This window comes from Pontibacter ramchanderi, from assembly GCF_002846395.1.
In the GTDB taxonomy this organism is placed as follows: Bacteria; Bacteroidota; Bacteroidia; order Cytophagales; family Hymenobacteraceae; genus Pontibacter; species Pontibacter ramchanderi.
The window spans coordinates 168,150-186,641 of sequence record NZ_PJMU01000001.1 but is presented as its reverse complement, the minus strand read 5'-3'; the positions used below and the strand labels follow the sequence as shown (position 1 = coordinate 186,641).

General features: G+C 52.6%; 17 protein-coding genes. 12 read left to right on the top strand and 5 right to left on the bottom strand.

Translation table 11 applies throughout. The features are described from left to right. Positions 1 to 105: 105 nt before the first annotated feature. Both BD749_RS00795 and BD749_RS00790 read right to left on the bottom strand, forming a co-directional pair. Entirely contained in the window at positions 106 to 963 is an 858-nt protein-coding gene (locus BD749_RS00795; RefSeq protein ID WP_101442484.1) for an aminotransferase class IV, read from the bottom strand. Beyond that, a complete protein-coding gene (locus BD749_RS00790) occupies positions 947 to 2,083 on the bottom strand; it encodes a DmpA family aminopeptidase (protein WP_101442483.1) in 1,137 nt (378 codons plus the stop codon). Before BD749_RS00790 ends, BD749_RS00795 begins: the two co-directional genes overlap by 17 nt. A gap of 158 nt (positions 2,084 to 2,241) precedes the next feature. On the opposite strand from BD749_RS00790, the gene BD749_RS00785 reads away from it, so the two are divergent. Together BD749_RS00785 and BD749_RS00780 are read left to right on the top strand one after the other, a co-directional pair. Further along, entirely contained in the window at positions 2,242 to 3,009 is a 768-nt protein-coding gene (locus tag BD749_RS00785) for a S1/P1 nuclease (RefSeq protein ID WP_101442482.1), read from the top strand. A 228-nt stretch (positions 3,010 to 3,237) separates the two neighbouring features. Continuing rightward, positions 3,238 to 3,429, top strand: a complete 192-nt coding sequence (locus BD749_RS00780) for a cold-shock protein (RefSeq protein WP_007659836.1) — start codon at positions 3,238 to 3,240, stop codon at positions 3,427 to 3,429. A gap of 84 nt (positions 3,430 to 3,513) precedes the next feature. Here the strand turns inward: BD749_RS00780 and BD749_RS00775 are convergent, their stop codons facing one another. Further along, a complete protein-coding gene (locus tag BD749_RS00775) occupies positions 3,514 to 4,398 on the bottom strand; it encodes an AraC family transcriptional regulator (protein WP_101442481.1) in 885 nt (294 codons plus the stop codon). 125 nt (positions 4,399 to 4,523) lie between these two features. Here BD749_RS00775 and BD749_RS00770 point away from each other — a divergent pair, with 125 nt between their 5' ends. From BD749_RS00770 to BD749_RS00750, 5 genes are read left to right on the top strand one after another with little or no spacing between them, the layout of a single operon-like run. After that, entirely contained in the window at positions 4,524 to 5,444 is a 921-nt protein-coding gene (locus tag BD749_RS00770; protein WP_101442480.1) for a dihydrodipicolinate synthase family protein, read from the top strand. Beyond that, positions 5,434 to 6,888 carry an aldehyde dehydrogenase (NADP(+)) gene (locus tag BD749_RS00765; protein ID WP_101442479.1) on the top strand — a complete coding sequence of 485 codons (1,455 nt, stop codon included), beginning with the start codon at positions 5,434 to 5,436 and terminating at the stop codon, positions 6,886 to 6,888. The genes BD749_RS00770 and BD749_RS00765 overlap by 11 nt, the downstream gene beginning before the upstream one ends. Before the next feature lie 3 nt (positions 6,889 to 6,891). Further along, on the top strand, positions 6,892 to 7,893 hold the full coding sequence (locus tag BD749_RS00760; protein WP_101442478.1) for a 4-hydroxyproline epimerase: 1,002 nt from the start codon (positions 6,892 to 6,894) through the stop codon (positions 7,891 to 7,893). A 1-nt stretch (position 7,894) separates the two neighbouring features. After that, positions 7,895 to 9,160: an NAD(P)/FAD-dependent oxidoreductase gene (locus BD749_RS00755; protein WP_101442477.1), complete on the top strand. Its 1,266-nt coding sequence runs from the start codon at positions 7,895 to 7,897 to the stop codon at positions 9,158 to 9,160. Positions 9,161 to 9,214: 54 nt separating this feature from the next. After that, positions 9,215 to 10,870 carry a M1 family metallopeptidase gene (locus tag BD749_RS00750; RefSeq protein ID WP_394341652.1) on the top strand — a complete coding sequence of 552 codons (1,656 nt, stop codon included), beginning with the start codon at positions 9,215 to 9,217 and terminating at the stop codon, positions 10,868 to 10,870. A gap of 237 nt (positions 10,871 to 11,107) precedes the next feature. Here BD749_RS00750 and BD749_RS00745 read toward each other — a convergent pair whose 3' ends face one another. Beyond that, entirely contained in the window at positions 11,108 to 12,232 is a 1,125-nt protein-coding gene (locus tag BD749_RS00745; RefSeq protein WP_101442476.1) for a hypothetical protein, read from the bottom strand. Positions 12,233 to 12,412: 180 nt separating this feature from the next. On the opposite strand from BD749_RS00745, the gene BD749_RS00740 reads away from it, so the two are divergent. The 3 genes from BD749_RS00740 to BD749_RS00730 all read left to right on the top strand — a co-directional run bounded on the left by BD749_RS00740 (position 12,413) and on the right by BD749_RS00730 (position 14,806). Further along, positions 12,413 to 12,934, top strand: a complete 522-nt coding sequence (locus BD749_RS00740; protein WP_101442475.1) for a DUF2911 domain-containing protein — start codon at positions 12,413 to 12,415, stop codon at positions 12,932 to 12,934. Between the two features lie 70 nt (positions 12,935 to 13,004). Further along, positions 13,005 to 13,868 (top strand): membrane or secreted protein, encoded by an 864-nt coding sequence (locus BD749_RS00735; RefSeq protein WP_101442474.1) that lies wholly within the window; start codon positions 13,005 to 13,007, stop codon positions 13,866 to 13,868. Positions 13,869 to 13,945: 77 nt separating this feature from the next. Further along, entirely contained in the window at positions 13,946 to 14,806 is an 861-nt protein-coding gene (locus BD749_RS00730; RefSeq protein WP_101442473.1) for a restriction endonuclease, read from the top strand. A gap of 31 nt (positions 14,807 to 14,837) precedes the next feature. On the opposite strand, the gene ppsA is transcribed toward BD749_RS00730, so the two are convergent. Further along, positions 14,838 to 17,261: a phosphoenolpyruvate synthase gene (gene ppsA, locus BD749_RS00725; RefSeq protein ID WP_101442472.1), complete on the bottom strand. Its 2,424-nt coding sequence runs from the start codon at positions 17,259 to 17,261 to the stop codon at positions 14,838 to 14,840. 312 nt (positions 17,262 to 17,573) lie between these two features. Here ppsA and BD749_RS00720 point away from each other — a divergent pair, with 312 nt between their 5' ends. After that, positions 17,574 to 18,011, top strand: a complete 438-nt coding sequence (locus BD749_RS00720) for a CBS domain-containing protein (RefSeq protein ID WP_101442471.1) — start codon at positions 17,574 to 17,576, stop codon at positions 18,009 to 18,011. A gap of 30 nt (positions 18,012 to 18,041) precedes the next feature. Beyond that, a complete protein-coding gene (locus tag BD749_RS00715; RefSeq protein WP_101442470.1) occupies positions 18,042 to 18,476 on the top strand; it encodes an NADH-quinone oxidoreductase subunit A in 435 nt (144 codons plus the stop codon). The last annotated feature ends 16 nt before the right edge of the window (positions 18,477 to 18,492 follow it).

Genomic DNA, 18,492 nt, shown 5'->3' with positions numbered 1-18,492 from the left:
ACTATATACTGCCCGATTCTGAAGAAAATCTGATTTTAACTAAAAAAAAGCCGCATTCTATCAGATAGTCAGCGGCTAATGCATTTAATTGTGTGCCAGTGTGTTCTACTCCCTAAGCGCGGCAATCTGCGAATCCTCCAGCTCCATCAGATCCTGCAGCAGTTGTAAGCTCACCTCACCTGGCTTGCCCGTCCCAACCAATACACCGTCTACCCGCACGATGGGGAGTATCCGCTTTGTGGTACTGGTCAGGAAACATTCTTTCGCTTGTAGTATTTCCTCTAACCGTATGTCACGCACCTCGGCCTTATACCTGCGGCCGGCCAGGCTAAGCACATTCTTTCTGGTAATTCCCCTCAGAATATTGTTGGCAGGCGTCACGATTGTGTTGTCGTGCGTCACCATAAAAAAATTGCAGCGCGGAAATTCGGACACCAGCCCATTTTTGACATAAAGTACTTCTTCTGTACCGTTGGCTTTCTGCTCGTGCAGCAGGCGTATACCCATGGAATAGTTGATCGTTTTCACTTCCGGCATCTCACGCACATAGTCATGGGTCATGATCGGAATACCCTTTGCCACTTTTTCTTCCGAGGGCAGCGTGAGCGGGAGCTGCGTGATGAGCAGGTTGGGGTTCATTGGTGTAAAACCGTCTTCGGAATAGCCGCCGGTCAAAATCATTTTCAGCCCCGCCTCCGGCAACTGGTTGCGTGCTATCAGTTCATCGATCACCTGCTTGATTTCCTCTCTTGTTAAAGGCATTGAAAGGTGCATCAGTTGAGCGGACTGAAAGAACCGGTCCAGGTAATCATCCAGAAACAGTGGAAAGCCCTGCTGCACTTTCACGAAGTCGAACACCCCGTAGCCGCGTTGCACGGACAGGTCACTGATGTGCAGGGTCGCCTCGCTCAGCGGAACGATCAGGCCCAGGTTATAGGCGAAAAGTTTATCGTTTGATGGCATTGTGTTTCTTGAGTGTTTTGATGACTGATTCGATAGGAAGTGCTTCTATGGTGTTGCCCTCGCGCCCGTTCATGGTCTCAGCCTTGAACAAAGAATTGATGATCGCTTCTTCGGTTGCCTCAATGGTGGCCATGAACAGGGGCGACATCTCGTCGTTACGGAGCAGGGTGAACGTTTGGGTTTTCGCTTCTGAGCTGTAAGGTATACGCAAGCCTTCGTTGGTGGAGAAGGCGATCACATAATCGCCGCTGCCATTGGAAGCGATCCCGCCTGTTTTGGCCAGGCCCATCATGGCCCGCTTCGCGATGCGCTCCAGGTTTCGGGCATCCACCGGCGCATCAGTCGCCACCACGATCATGCAGGACCCATCGGCGCTTTCCAACACCTGCTTGCTGAACGAGAATTTACCCAGCTCCTCTCCTACAGGCACGCCGTCAATTTGCAGCACGCCACCAAAATTGCTTTGCACCAGCACCCCCACCGTATAGCCGCCAAGGCTGGCTGGTAACTTTCGCGATGCGGTTCCAATTCCCCCCTTATACCCGAAACAGACCGTACCGGTTCCGGCGCCGACATTGCCTTCGGCTACCGGTCCGTCAGCCGCCTGCTTGATGGCTGCGAGCACGTGCTCTTCTTTCACATGCCTGCCTCTTATATCATTCAGAAAACCATCGTTTGTCTCACCCACTAGCGCATTGACAGACTGCACCGCTTCGTTGCCGGGCTGCTGCAAGGTATAGCCGACCACCGCGTTCAGGGCCGTGCCTACTCCCAGGGTATTGGTCAGGATGATCGGTGACTCCAGATTGCCCAGCTCCTGCACTTGCGTGCTACCGGCCAGTTTACCAAAGCCATTGCCCACGTATACCGCAGCCGGTACTTTTTGCTGAAAGAGATTACCACTGTGCGGCAGAATTGCCGTTATCCCTGTCCGGACCTGATTGCCCTCTACCAAAGTAGTCTGCCCCACCCGCAAACCGACCACATCGGTAATGGCGTTATGCTTGCCCGTCTGCAGCACCCCGATCCGGATGCCATAGTCTCGGGCGCGCTTGCGATCCTGTCCGCTTGCATTTAGTACTACTGCCATCATGAGTAAGCCTGTCAAGAGTAACTTCATACCAGAGATCCGTGTCTAAAAAGGAGCAGTAACAGCAGCCACATACCACTGAACTTTAAAGCCTGAAAAGCCATTCTAGAAAAGAAGTAGGCTTTGGTTTACACAATTAAGTAAAAAAGCCGTTGTTTTGCAGCATCTAAAATCCAATAATTTTATCGATGAAAAAAATAGTTTGTATTCTGCTATTTATACCTCTCTTCGTATCGCAGGCCATGGCTTGGGGGCAAAACGGACACCGCGCCGTGGGGCTGATAGCAGAGCAGCACCTAAAGAAAAAAGCGTTGAAGAAGATCAACAAAGTGCTGGCCGACAATTCGCTGGCGGAGGTATCGGTTTGGATGGACGACATTAAATCGGACGCAGCCTACAACCACACGCATGACTGGCATTGGGTAACTGTGCCGGGCGGCATGAAATACGAGCAGACCGAGAAGAACCCGAACGGTGACGTGATCATGAAGATCGAGGAACTGGTAACCGTGCTGAAAGCCGGAAACCTGAGCGCCCAGCAGGAAGCTGAATACCTCAAATACCTGGTTCACCTGGTAGGCGATCTGCACCAGCCGCTACACGTAGGCAAGGAAGGCGACACAGGCGGCAATGCCGTGAAGCTGGAGTGGTTTGGACAGCCCTCTAACCTGCACCGTGTTTGGGACAGCGACATGATCGATGGTAAAAACCTGAGCTTTACGGAGCTGGCCAGGTTTGTGGGCACCCCATCCAAAGGCCAGGTAAAAAACTGGCAATCCACTGGCGTACGCGACTGGGCTTACGAGTCTGTGCAGTTGAGAGAGCAGGTATACAACATACCGGAAGACGGTCGCCTGGGCTACCGCTACAGCTACGACAACTTCAGCACAGTGGAGCAGCGCATCCTTCAAGCAGGAGTTCGTCTGGCTGGTCTGCTAAACGAGATCTACGGCTAGGTATAGCCCATTTTATACCTGAGAGAATCCGGCAGTCCTATACCTGACTGCCGGATTTTTTTATATCCGCCCCTGTCGCGATAAGTATACTGCGGTGGTGTTTGACAAAAAATTATAGGCCTTAAAGCGAAGCAGAACCATTATTTGAAATTTTTTGCAAAAAATTGTAACCTACAATGAACGATTTAACGTTCAGGAGTGTCTAACCTGTAATAACAACAACATATCATGAGTAACGGAAAAGTAAAATTCTTTAATGAAACCAAAGGTTTCGGTTTTATCAAAGACAGTGAAACAAATGAAGAGTACTTCGTACACGTAACAGGTTTGATCGACGAGATCAGAGAGAACGACGAAGTAACATTCGAAGTGAAAGAAGGCAAAAAAGGACTAAACGCGGTAAATGTGAAACTGGCTTAGTCTGGTGATATAAAAAGCGTAAATCAAACAAAGGGCTCCGCATCATGCGGGGCCCTTTGTCGTTTAAGGCAGCTGTTCTATACCTTAGCTATGTTGCAGCTTCGAACGCCCCAACTGACGGTATACCCTGGGCGAGCAGCCCATCTGGTTTTTAAACACCCGGTTGAAGTGCGAGAGATTGGAAAAACCCGCACCGTAGGCCACACTGGCAATGGTAGCGTCCTCTTTCAGGAGCAGTTGGCAGGCATTGCCGACCCGGATCTCGTTGAGGAAAGCCGTGAAAGTTTTGCGGGTCCTTTCTTTGAAAAAGCGGCAGAAAGCCTCCCGGCTCAGATGGGCAACGGTAGCGGCCTCTTCCAGTGCTATAGCCCGGTGGCTCTGCTCTACCAGAAAGTGCAGCACCTGGTCCATGCGCCTCCCCTCCCGCTCCGACAGGTCCTGTACGCGGTCGTCCAGGTTGAGTTGCTCCAGCCGGGCATCCTGCAGCAGCACCCGGAGTAACTCTAGTCCCGCCAGCATCTTGTCCAGCCCCGATGTCTCCTTCAACTGCTCCACCTGCCGGAAAAAGCTTACCTGGTTAATGCCCTGTACCTGGTAGCAGCCTTTCAGCTTCCCAAAGAAATTCCGGACTTCCTGTAGCTCTTCCGCCTCCCAAAATGCCTGTCCCAAAGCCTGCGTATCGAAAAATACGATCAGGTCGTGGCACTCCATTTGGCTTTCTGCTGCGTAATATACCTTATCGCTTCGGAAAACATGCGGCACGTCGCGGCCCAGCAGGAAAATATCGCCCGGCTTAAAGCGGCCCAGGTAGTCGCCCACGATCAGCTTCCCCTCCCCCTGCAGGATGCAGCTCAGCTGAATTTCCGGATGCTGGTGCAGCTTGTCATAGAAATACGGTTGGCGGTCCTCCTGAAAGCGCACAAACTCCTTACTTGACTTCGGAATCTTAAACGGGATCACCTTTTTCATAGTACCATATTAATCATTTCGGCTGGTAATTTCCAGTATCAGGTCAATATAGTATCAGTATTGACTAATTCTGTAGAAGAAAAGGAGCTTTAAGAGAATTAGTTTTGATAAAAAAGGAAAAGCTTATGAACTGGAACGGCGTATACCCGGCCCTCACCACCAAATTTTATGCGGACGGGTCCATTGACTATGATACATTTCTGCACAACGTGGATGCCCAACTGGAAGCGGGCGTGGATGGCATCATTTTGGGAGGCACCCTGGGTGAGGCCAGCGTGCTCACCATACCTGAGAAACGGGAGCTGACCGCACGGACCATTGCCCATGTGGCTGGCAAAATACCTGTTATTCTGAACATTGCGGAAGGTGCTACAAAAGAAGCCATACAGCGGGCCCGCGAAGCCGAGGAGATCGGGGCGAAAGGTCTGATGCTGCTCCCGCCCATGCGCTATGCCGCCGATGCCCGGGAAGTTGTGACCTACTTCAGAACGGTGGCCGAGAGCACGTCGCTTCCGATCATGATCTACAACAACCCGACTGATTACAAGACGCTCGTGACGCTGGAGATGTTTGACGAGCTGCTGCAGCACGACAACATACAGGCAGTAAAGGAATCGACCCGCGATATCTCCAACATTACCCGCATGATCAGCCGCTACGGCAACCGCATCAAGATACTCTGCGGCGTGGATACCCTGGCTTTGGAGAGTCTGCTGATGGGGGCGCATGGCTGGGTGGCCGGTTTGGTCTGCGCCTTCCCGAAAGAGACAGTGGCGATCTACAAACTGGCAAAGGCTGGCAGAACAGAAGAGGCGCTTGCGATCTACCGCTGGTTTTTGCCGTTGCTGGAATTAGATATACACCCTAAACTCGTGCAGTACATCAAGCTGGCCGAGCAGCAGGTGGGGCTGGGCACAGAACACGTACGGGCTCCACGACTGCCACTGATCGGCGAGGAAAGAGAGCGTGTGCTGGCCATTATCGAGGCTGGTATACGAAGCCGTCCCACATTGCCAAACCTAGAAGAGTTGCATCATGTCCTATAACGCGATTTTCACGAAAGCCGAGATGGCCTTCAGCAGGTATAAGAAGCTGCCTGCCCCCGCCAAAGCAGAACTGCTGCGCACCATCGCCGAAGAGATAGAAAACCTGGGCGATGCCTTGCTGCAAACCGCTCACCAGGAGTCAAACCTGCCGCTTGCACGCTTAATCGGAGAGCGGGGACGCACGGTCAATCAGCTACGGCTGTTCGCTTCTTTGGTAGAAGAAGGCAGCTGGCCGGAGGCGACTATCGACACGGCTTTACCTGACCGCACGCCTATACCTCGCCCGGACCTGCGCCGCATGCTTATTCCGCTGGGACCGGTGGTGGTGTTTGGGGCGAGCAATTTTCCGCTGGCTTTCTCCACCGCCGGCGGCGATACGGCCTCTGCCCTGGCTGCCGGTTGTACAGTCATCTATAAAGAGCATCCCGCCCACCCGAAAACATCGCAGCAGGTACACGGAGCCATCCAGAAAGCCCTGCAGCGCTGCGAACTACCCGAAGGCATTTTCCAGCATGTGAGCGGCGGAGCGGATGTGGGACAGCAACTGGTGCAGCACCCGCAGACGAAGGCCGTTGCTTTTACCGGCTCCTTTAAAGGGGGTAAGGCCATCTTCGACCTGGCTTGTCAGCGTCCGGTGCCTATACCTGTCTTTGCCGAGATGGGCAGCGTGAACCCGATCTTTGTGCTTCCGGAAAAAGCTTCGGGCAATGGCGAACAGCTGGCGACACAGGCGGCGCAGTCGGTGTTGCTCGGTGTAGGGCAGTTCTGTACCTGCCCCGGACTGGTCTTCTACCCTGCCTCGGAGGCAAGCCATACATTTTTGGAGACATTCGCAGAAAAACTCCGGGATGCTCCGGCCGAAAAGATGCTCCACGAGACCATCTGCAGCAATTACTACCAGAACTTAATAGGCCTGCACACGCACGAGGGGGTGGAAATGATCCTGGCTCCGGCCGAAGATGTGCTGACAGGCGGTGCGGCCCTGGCCAAAACGACGGCGCAGCAATGGCTGCAGCACCCGACCTTGCAGGAGGAGGTATTCGGACCTTATGCCATGGTCGTGACCTATGAAACCCAGGAGGAACTGGAGCAGGTGGCCGGCAAACTGCAGGGGCAGCTGACCTGCACGGTCTGGGGTACAGACAAGGAACTTAAAGAGGCAGAACATCTCGTGGACCAGTTGCGTGAGAAATGCGGTCGACTGCTCTTCTCGGGTGTTCCAACCGGTGTGGAAGTTTCCCATGCCATGACGCACGGCGGCCCCTTTCCGGCTACTACCGACAGCCGCTCAACATCCGTTGGCACCTATGCGATCAAGCGTTTTGCAAGGCCGGTTACCTTTCAATCGGCACCACAGGCACTGCTGCCGGTTGAGTTGAAGGATGGCAATCCGCACAAGGTATGGCGCACTATCAATGGGAAATTTACGCAGGACAGCATCTGAGCCATGGCACGAAAAACTTTCTTTTGCATCGACGCTCATACCTGCGGCAATCCGGTGCGGCTGGTAGCCGGCGGCGGACCTATTTTGCAGGGCAGCAACATGAGCGAAAAGCGCCAGCACTTTCTGCGCGAGTACGACTGGATCAGGCGCGGGTTGATGTTCGAGCCCCGCGGCCACGACATGATGTCGGGCAGCATCCTCTACCCACCGCATGCCCCTGAAAACGACATCGGCGTGCTCTACATCGAAACCAGTGGCTGCCTGCCCATGTGCGGGCACGGCACCATCGGTACCGTCACCATTGCGCTGGAAGAAGGCCTCATCACACCAAAAGTGCCCGGACAGCTGCGGCTCGAAACACCAGCCGGACTGGTGAAGGTGCGTTATACCCAGGAAGGCAAAAAAGTGAAGACCGTGAAGCTAACAAACGTGGCCTCATACCTGGAAGCGGAGAACCTGACAGTGGAGTGCCAGGAGCTGGGCAACATCACGCTCGACGTGGCCTACGGCGGCAACTTCTATGGCATCATCGATCCGCAGGAGAACTTCGCAGGTATACAGCATTTCACAGCTGACAAACTGATTGCCTGGAGCCGCGAAATACGCAAACGCATGAACGAACGCTATACCTTTGTGCACCCGGAAGATCCCACGATCAAAGGTCTCTCCCACATCCTTTGGGCAGGCCTGCCCCTTGCGGCTACTTCCACGGCCCGCAACGCGGTTTTTTACGGCGACAAAGCCATTGACCGCTCCCCGTGTGGCACCGGCACCTCGGCCCGCATGGCGCAATGGTATGCCAAGGGACTCTTAAAGCCGGGGCAAGAATTCATTCACGAGAGCTACATCGGCTCCGTTTTCAGGGGCATTATCGAAGGTGAGACTACCATAGCTGGCAAGCCGGCCATACTGCCAGGTATAGAAGGCTGGGCCATGGTCACCGGGCTGAACACTATTTTTCTGGATGATGAGGATCCTTATGTACACGGTTTTCAGGTGATCTGATATGAGCAAAGTAGTTATTGTTGGCGGCGGCATCATCGGGATGTTCACCGCCTGGTATCTGACCGAAGCAGGTTTCAGTGTCACCATCATCGACAAAGGTGACCTGCGCGACAACTGCAGCATTGGCAATGCCGGTATGCTCGTCCCGAGTCACATTATCCCGTTGGCCTCACCCGGCATCATCAGCAAAGGGCTGCGCTGGATGCTCTCGTCCACTAGCCCTTTCTACATCCACCCGCGGCTGGACAGGAGGCTGCTGCAATGGTGCATGCATTTCTACAGAGCTGCTACCCCGCAACATGTAGCTCACAGCATCCCCTACCTCAAAAACCTGAGTCTGCTTAGTAAAAGCCTATACCTGGATTTTGCGGCTGATCACCCGGAGACTGAGCTGAAGCAAGACGGACTGCTGATGCTCTACAAAACCCCTGAAGGAGCGCACGAAGAAAAACAGTTTGCCCTGCTGGCACGGCAGCAGGGTTTAGAGGCAGAGATTTTGTCACCGCAGGACGTGCAGCGGCTGGAGCCAAACCTGGACCTGGATGTGCTGGGGGCTGTGTTCTTCCCGGGAGATGCGCACCTGAACCCGGCAGCGCTATCTGCCTGTCTGCACCGGCTTCTGCTCGACAAAGGAGTATCCATGGTATCCCACCTGGAAGTGCTTGATTTTATTTCGGCCGGAAGAAGCATCACGGCAGTTGTGACCGACAAAGGCGATGTTGCCACAGATCATCTCATCGTATGCGCCGGGTCCTGGTCTGGTGAAGTGGCTCGCAAGCTGCAGCTCAATCTGCCCATGCTGGGTGGTAAAGGGTACAGCTTTGTGGTAGACAATGATCCGACTATTCAGCGACCTACTATCCTCACAGAAGAGCGTGTTGCCGTGACGCCTTATGGGGACAAGGTGCGCTTTGGCGGCACGATGGAAATTACGCCTGCTAACCGGCACATCAACATGAAACGGGTACAGGGAATCCACGCTTCCATAGGCCGTTATTACACCAACTTCAGATGCAACATGCCTCAAAAAGAGGACGTTTGGAGTGGACTGCGCCCCTGCTCTCCGGATGGACTGCCCTACATTGGCTATACCCGGCGCTGGAACAATGTGCTCTTCGGCACCGGCCATAGTATGATGGGCGTAAGCCTGGCGCCCGCCACCGGCAAGCTGCTCGCGGAACAGTTGCTGCACCGCAAAGAAAGTGTGCTGATCGACGCATTTTCACCGGACCGCTACCACCAGGCCAGCTATCAGCTGCTGAAATAGTCCGCCTAATGGCAAAAATTAGCTATCTTTCCTGATCAGTTAAAAAATAAAACTATGAACTTACCTGCCCTACCGCTAAAGGTCGCGCTTCCGGCTGCGATGGCACTGCTAACACTTGGTTTGGAATCAGCACAGGCGCAGACGCCCACCTTCACCCGGCAAGATACCCTGCGCGGCACCATTACCCCCGAGCGTGCCTGGTGGGACCTCACGCACTACCACCTCGACATCAGCGTGAACCCGGCTGACAGCAGCATCCACGGCAAAAACACCATCCGCTACAAGGTGCTGGAGCCTTACCAGATCATGCAGATCGACCTGCAGCCCCCTATGCGTATGGAAAAGGTAACGCAAAATGGTCAGCAGTTAAACGTGCGACAGGAGGGCAATGCTTACTTCGTGCAACTGGTAGGCGCGCAGCAAACAGGCGATCAGAATGAGGTAGAGGTATACTATGGTGGCAAGCCGCAGGTGAGTAAAAACCCACCCTGGAGCGGCGGTATCACCTGGAAACGTGACGAGCGGGGCAACCCTTTTGTGGCGAGCTCGAACCAGGGAGCCGGTGCCAGTTTGTGGTGGCCTTGCAAAGACCACATGTACGACGAACCGGACAGCATGCTGATGAGCGTGACGGTTCCCAAAAACCTGACGGACGTGTCGAACGGCCGCTTGCGTGGCGTAAATGAAAACTCGGACGGTACCCGCACTTTCCATTGGGCAGTGACTAACCCGATCAACAACTATGGCGTGAACATCAACATAGGCGACTATGTGCATTTCGGGGAGAAGTACCAGGGCGAGAAGGGTGTGCTGGACTGCGACTATTGGGTGCTGCGCGACAACCTGGAAAAGGCGAAAGTGCAGTTCAAGGATGTGCGCCGTACGCTGGATGCCTTCGAGCACTGGTTTGGCCCCTATCCTTTTTATGAAGACAGCTACAAGCTCGTAGAGGTGCCTTACCTGGGTATGGAGCACCAGAGTTCCGTGACCTATGGCAACGGCTATCAAAACGGCTACAGAGGTCGCGACCTGAGTGGATCCGGCTGGGGCTTGAAGTTCGACTACATCATCATCCACGAAACCGGTCACGAGTGGTTTGCCAACAACATCACCTACAAGGATGTGGCGGACATGTGGATCCACGAAAGCTTCACGACCTACTCAGAGCCCCTGTTTGTGGAGTACCACTACGGCAAGCAGGCCGGCAGCGAATACGTGATCGGTATACGCCAGAACATCCGCAACGACCGACCGATCATTGGTCACTACAACGTAAACAAAAGCGGCTCAGGCGATATGTATCCGAAAGGCGCCAATATGCTCCACACCCTGCGCCAGGTGGTGAACGACGACGAAAAGTGGCGCGGCATCCTGCGAGGTCTCAACAAGGATTTTTACCACCAGACCGTCACCACAGAGCAGATCGAAAACTACCTCTCCCAAAATACAGGCCGCGACCTCAGCCGCTTCTTTGACCAATACCTGCGCGACACCCGCATTCCTACGCTGGAGTACCGGCTGGAAAAGAAAAAACTAACGTACCGCTGGGCCAATGCGGTTGATGGTTTTGATATGCCGGTAAAGGTATACTTAAACGGAGAAGAACAATGGCTGGAGCCTACCACGGACTGGAAAGAAATCAAAAAAGTAAAAGCCGGTACCAAACTGACCATCGACCCGAACTTCTATGTGCAGGAGAAGAAAAGTTAATTGAGTTAGAGAGGTTGTAAGTTAAAAAAGTAGAAAGTTTCAGAGTTCATGATTTTGAACCTGTAGTGGACCAAGCTTATAGATTCCTCCTGATGAGCAAACCACAAAACAAAAAAAAAGGGTATGGCCAGGCAATATGTCTGGTCATACCCTTTCTTCTATCTATGGAAAGGGTTAGTGCAGCAAGTGAAACATCTTTTACACTTTCTACCTTTTTAACTTTCTAACTTCAAAACCTCACTTGGCTCCAATGGCCTTAAGTTGCGCATCCAAGGTTTGGTTCCAGCGTTCCTGGGCGGCTTTGTCGAGGCCGTGGCGGGTTTCGGAGTCGTACTGCTCCTGCAGTCGGTTCATCTCACGGAACGACTCAATGAAGTGATACTGTACATTGCTGTTATAATCTGTCAGCGATAGCTCATCAGGCTTTATCTTCTGCTTAAAACGCTCTGAAACCAGTTTCACGATATCAAAATGCCTTTGCTCATGGTTGAGACCATAAGAATCTTTAGCGTTATCCTTCACCCAGGATGAGCTCTTCAGCACGTATACCTTCATATTCAGGTGAAGGTGGATGATGCCGTCTTTCACCTCCGTCTCACCCTCGTAGGCAAAACTTGGAAATACAGTCGCTGAAAAGCGGCTTGTACGGTTGATGTCTGCCTTGAAGTCGTTCCAGTTCAGCGGTCTGCCTGGGTTGTAAAACACGGTATCCTGGTCGGAAGATGAATTGTAGTCGGTAAAAGTCACGTTTATACCTTTGGCCAATTTCGGGTTAGTACTCGCTTCGCGGTCCATCCAGGTGTTCAGGTAGCGCAAAGCCTCCGTGATAGACTGCCGCAGCGCAGGCTCCGTTACCTCGTTTCGGCCAATCGGGCGTTCGTAGCGTCCCCCCCCCTTGTACTGCAGCAGCTGTACTGTCTCGCCATCCTGTTGCGTTTCAAAAGCCATTTCTATGGCAATGCTACCTGCCACACGGCCAGCCGCAGCAGGGGCTTCTCTCACCTGCATTTCTTTCAGGCGGATTACTACAGGCCGCAGCAACTTGTTGGCGGGTATTCCTTTGTCGATGAAAACGCGCAAAGCCTGGTAGCCCCCGCCCTGCAGATCGACAGGCTGCGCTTTGGCCACTCCGGTTAACGGCAGCAGGTAGGCTACAGCTTTTTTATCCGTTCGTTCATCGATCACATCGGCTATGTAAAACTCGCGGGGCGTGAAAGGCAGTTTTTCGTTGCGCAGCACGATGGGCGTTGTGTTGGCAACCGCAGGGGTTGCGGCTATACCTGTTTTACCCGGTATAACGCAAGCAAGCAGTAACCAGAGCGGAACAAGGGCGACGTATTTTGCTTCGAGAAAATATTTCATGAAAATGGAATACAGATTATGAAGGTATAGCTAAAACAGAAGCCCGATCCCTTTTCGTTCAGTTAATTTATGGCTGCATTGTTCGTCTAAACCAGGGACTGCTTTAAACCATTTTTTTGCAAAGCAGTCTATAATTTTGACTATCTTAGCCTAACCATTCAGGTTTTTCTTTCTTGCTTTATGAAAACTTCTTTTTATTTACGTCATCTTTTTCTAACTATTCTGGTGCTGTCTCCCTTGCTGATGTTGGCGCAGAACGGTAACAGAAGCAATCGCCCGAGCCCTCCTGCCACCGCCTCCGGTAAAATAGGTGAAACCCTTGTTACGATCGACTACAGTAGCCCAGCCGTGAAGAACCGTAAGATCTGGGGAGAACTGGTACCCTTTGGCAGAGTGTGGCGTGCCGGCGCCAACGAGGCGACGACCATCGAATTCAGCCAGGATGTGTTGATCGAGGGCCGTCATCTGGCGAAAGGCAAGTATAGCCTGTATACTATACCTGGCGAGACAAACTGGATCGTTATATTCAACAAAGCCACCGGACAGTGGGGCACCGAGTACGACGAACGGCAGGACGCCTTGCGTGTCACGGTTAAGCCGCGCAAGAGCAACAAAATGCACGAACAGCTTACCTACTATGTCGTTCGAAATGGCATCCTGATGCGCTGGGAAAACCTGGAGCTGCCAGTCAAAATAAAGTAACCACATTCTAAGAGCCGCGCTATACCTGTATAGCGCGGCTCTTTTTTGTTGTATCTAACACAAAGCAACCATGATAAAACTACTGAAAAACACATCCACCGCCAGCTTTGGGCTTCTCCTGCTGATGGGCTGCGCCGGGTCCGACGCTACGTCAACTGCCTCAGCTGACCAAATTGTGTCACCCGGCCAAAGCGCCGTTTCACAGGCGTCCACTCCCAACACCACAGCATCTGCAACGGCGAGTACTTCAACCCAAAACACCAGCGCTGTACAGCAAACCGCCGAACTGGAAGGTGCCTGGCGAACAACCGACGCACAGGGCAATGAAGTGGTGATGCTGGTGCAGGATGGCTTCTTTACCATTGCACGCTTCAACAAGGCGAACAAGCAGTTCCTGGGCACAACCGGAGGCACCTATACCGTGTCCAACGGCAAGTTTGAAATCAAATATGAGTTTAACACCCTCGACTCCACACAGGTGGGTACCAGCACAACAGCAAACTTCAACGTGCAGCAGGACCAGTGGACAATGGAAAGGGATGGCGTAACTGACACCTGGAACCGCATCAACGAAAGCAACAGCACATCACCACTGGCGAGTACCTGGCGCATCACGGGCCGCGAGCGCGACGGACAGATGAGCACCATGCGCCCCGGTCCTCGAAAAACGCTGAAAGTGCTCTCCGGCACCCGCTTCCAATGGATCGCGTTCAACACCGAAACCGCTGAGTTCTCGGGCACTGGTGGTGGGACTTATACTGCCGAAAACGGCAAATACACGGAGAATATCGAATTCTTTTCACGCGACAACAGCCGGGTTGGCCAATCGCTCTCATTCAATTACGAGGTGAAAGACGGCAACTGGCACCACAGCGGGCAAAGTAGCACCGGCAATAAAATCTACGAAATCTGGTCGCGCATCTCCAACGATTAGCTAGACAGGTAAGGCAGGTATAAGTTGTATATTTGCCTGCCTTTCCTGAAATTGAAGCCTTAAACCGGCATCCCAACATGGAGAAAACACTGGACCAACTGGTCGTGACAAAAGCTTCTGGCGAAAAAGTACTTTTCTCGATCGGCAAACTGCGGCAATCGCTTCGGAAATCTGGCGCCGATGAACAACAGACGGATGAAGTTATTCGCCAGCTGCTGCCCGAGCTCACTTCGGGCATCTCTACAAAAAAGATCTACCGCAGGGCTTTTGGCATTTTAAAGCGCATTTCCAACACAGCCGCTGCCCGCTACAGCCTGAAGCAAGGCATCATGCAATTGGGGCCCTCGGGTTTTCCTTTCGAGAAATTCGTTTCGGAACTGCTGCGCGCGCAAGGCTACATGACGGACATCGGTGTGTTTGTAGACGGCCATTGTGTTCGGCACGAGATTGATGTGCTGGCCGTGAAAGACAGCAGACGGATCATGATCGAATGCAAGTACCACAACCTGCACCGCAACAAATCCGATGTCAAGGTGCCGATGTATATTCACTCCCGTTTTAAAGACGTGGAGAAGGTATGGCCATCTGAAAACGAGTTTGAAGTGCGCTTCCACGAGGTATGGGTCATGACCAACACCCGCTTTACCGACGATGCCATCCGTTACGCATCCTGCATGCAGATGAAACTGGTTGGCTGGGACTACCCGAACAAAGGTAGCCTTAAAGATATGGTGGACTCCTATCACCTATACCCCCTCACCTGCCTGACTACCCTTACCAATGCAGAAAAACAGCGGTTACTGGATCACAAATTAGTGCTTTGCAGTGAGCTGTTGCACAGGGAGCAGCTCTTGCAAAGCATCGGCCTGCGCGAAGACCGCACCCGGCGTGTACTGAAGGAAGTTGAAAATCTCTGCAACGGTTCGGTTCGCCTTTAAGCTTCGAATCCTGGCTGCTCAGTTCTAGCGTCTATTTTAGTCCCGGAGATTGACCAGTGCTTTTGCTTTCTGCAGCCAGCATGTTCTCCAGCCCTTTGAAAAAAGCATCCGGGTTAAAGGAAATGCTATCGATGCCCTGCTCTACCAAAAAAGCGGCAAAATCGGGGTAGTCGCTGGGAGCCTGCCCGCACAGCCCGACTTTGGTACCGGTTCGCTTCGCTTTCTGCAAGGTCATCACAATGAGTTGCTGCACGGCCTTGTCAAAGGGCGAGAAGATATCGCTGAGCAAACCGGAGTCGCGGTCGGCGCCCAGGGTGAGCTGCGTGAGATCGTTGGAGCCGATCGAGAAGCCATCGAAGTGCCGGGCAAATTCTTCGGCCAACAAGGCATTGCTGGGTATTTCTACCATCACGTATACCTCCAGGCCGTTTTCACCGCGCTTCAGGCCGTGGTCTGCCAACAGTTTGATTACCTTTTCGCCTTCCGCCACAGTGCGGCAAAAAGGGATCATCAGTTTGACGTTGGTGAGCCCCATCTCTTCGCGCACTTTTCTCATCGCCCGGCATTCTAGCTCAAAGCCTTCCTGGTACAGCTTGTGATAGTAGCGCGATGCCCCCCGCAGCCCGATCATCGGGTTAGCCTCCTCAGGCTCGAACTGCCGGCCTCCGACTAAGTTGGCGTACTCGTTCGACTTAAAATCGCTCATCCGCACGATCACATCCTTCGGATAGAAGGCAGCCGCTATGGTCCCGGTGGCTTCGGCGAGCTTGTCGACAAAATAATCTTCTTTATTGGGGTAGTGGTGCGTGAGTTGCTCAATCCGTTTACGTGCCCCTTCGTCCTCCACCTTATCAAAATGCTTGAGCGCCATGGGGTGGATCTGAATGGAGTTGTTGATGATGAACTCCATGCGCATCAGGCCTACGCCATCGTTTGGCAAAAAAGAATATTTAAAAGCCTGCTCCGGATCACCGAGGATCAGCATGGCTTTGGTACTGGTTTTCCCGAGTTTGCCCATGTCGGTTCTTTTCTCTTTCCACGCCAACTTGCCTTCGTAAACATAGCCTGTCTCCCCTCCTGCCGTGGATACGGTTACTTCCTGCCCATCCTGAATGACTTGGGTGGCATTGCCAGTGCCCAGTACCGCTACCGCGCCCACCTCCCGCGCCACAATGGCCGCATGGCTGGTGCGCCCGCCCTGATCGGTTACAATGGCGCTGGCTTTTTTCAGGATCGGGTCCCAATCAGGGTCGGTTTTGCGCGTCACGAGCACCTCGCCTTGCTGCAGTTTGTCGCTCTCGGCTGGGCTATGCAGCACACGCGCTATACCTGACACAATGCGATTGCTCAGGCCTATACCTGCGCACAGCACGTTTCCTTTCTCCTTCAAGGTGTACTCCGTAAAAAAAGACTCGTTTTTACGCTGACTCTGCACTGTTTCGGGGCGGGCCTGCACGATGAACAGATCACCCGAAATGCCATCTTTCGCCCACTCAATGTCCATGGGTTGTTGGTAATGCTCCTCTATGCGCTTGCCCCATTTGGCCAACTGCACAACCTCCTTATCCTGCAGCACGAATTGTTCCTGAAGCTCAGCTGGGGTGTCCAGGTTCGCGATGGCATCTGCCGGACTAAGCAGCTCATCACCGGTCGTATCGGCATACACCATGGTCTTTGCTTTGCTACCGAGTTTGCGCGAAATAATGGGCTGTTTTGCTTTATCCAGCATCGGTTTGAACACCATGAACTCATCGGTGTTCACAGCACCCTGCACCACATTCTCCCCCAAACCCCATGAACCGGAAACAACAATGGCATTCTTAAAACCAGTGTCCGGATCGAGCGTGAACATGACGCCGGAGCAGGCTTCGTCGGACCGTACCATGGTTTGTATACCTACCGACAGCGCCACCTGCATGTGTTCAAACCGGTTGTCGACGCGATATTTGATGGCCCGGTCCGTAAAGAGTGAGGCATAGCTATGGTGACATGCTTTATAAAGATTCTGCAGCCCGCGTACGTTCAGGTAGGTTTCCAATTGACCAGCGAAACTGGCTGTGGGCAGGTCTTCGGCGGTGGCACTGCTTCTTACAGCCAGGGAGATATTTTGCCCGTACTCCGATGTCAAATAGGTATAGCCTTCCGCAATTGCCTGTCGGATGTCGTCTGGTAAGCGGGCATTCAGTATAAGTTTTCGGGCCTGCTCACCTACCGCAGCGAGGTTATGGAAATTGTCGGTATCCAAGCTGTTCAGTAACTCTGATAAGCGTTCGGTCAACTTGTTTTGCTCCAGAAAGTGCCAGTAAGCTGCTGAGGTGGTCGCATAACCATCGGGAACCAGTATACCTTCAGGGTTAAGTTGGTTATACATTTCGCCCAGGGAGGCATTCTTTCCTCCTACCATGCTCAGGTCTTTGTAGCTAATATCTTTGAAGTGCTTGATGAACGGTTCCATGCTGGCTGAATAATTGGAAGGACTAACTACTAGAAGAAAATTACCCTTAATTAGTTACCTATCATAACGTTAGCCCTTTCACTTGGTTTGCCTTTAGATGCAATGCATTCTTGTTTATATACTAGCACCACAAATTATAGTCTTGATCCGGTACAAGTCATAACATTGGTTCAAGTAAAGTGCCCATTTGTACAAATCGAATTGTTTTATAATATTTTTAAGTAAATTTTAAATAATTCTTTGCCTTAAATTATACATACTCGTATAACACCCTAACATTCAACTATATATTACAAGAACACAGGAGGTTTTATGGGAACTGTCAGGCACATACTCCAAAAAAAAGGGAACAGAGTCATTTCTATCTCACCCAACAGCACGGTTTACAGTGCACTAGAAACGATGGTGGCGCAGAACGTAGGGGCTCTCATTGTCATGGATGAGGGCAGATTCGCAGGTATGTTTACTGAACGAGACTATGCACGGAAAGTCATTTTAAAAGGCAAAGCTTCGCGCGATACCTTGGTGCGGGAGATCATGAGTGAGCACCCCGTGGTAGTAACGCCCGATACAACCATCGACCAGTGTATGGCCCTGATGACGGAAAAGTACATCCGCCATCTACCTGTGATGGATAAGCAGCAACTCGTGGGACTGGTATCGATTGGCGACATTGTGAAGTGCATGATCGACGAGCAGAAATGCATTATTGAGGACCTCGAACACTATATAACCGGGCACCACGAATAGTAGCCCGGATATCATTTATTAGGAGAAAACATGCAGGAAACAGCCGAAACAACCACAATCCTGTGGCCTCTGGTAGTGTATGGTGCCATTGTGCTCAGCCTGGTATTGCTGATACTGGGCTTGTCGTATGTACTAGGTCAGCGCGGCTATGCACGTGCGACCGGCGAACCCTACGAAGGGGGCATCGTCAGTGCCGGCGGCGCCCGTATCCGTTTCTCCTCCCAATTCTACATGGTCGCTATGATGTTTGTCATTTTTGACGTGGAGACCATCTTCATTTTTTCCTGGGCCATCGCTTTCCCTGAGTTGGGCTGGTATGGCTATTTCGGCGTGCTCGTCTTTATTGGGATGTTGGTCGTGGTGTTGGTATACGAGTGGCGCAATGGTGCCCTTGACTTTGGTCCGGACGGCAAGAAGATACTGGCCGCCTACAAGCGGATGCTGCACAAGCCAAGCCTGAACTGAAGTATCGGACAAAGGA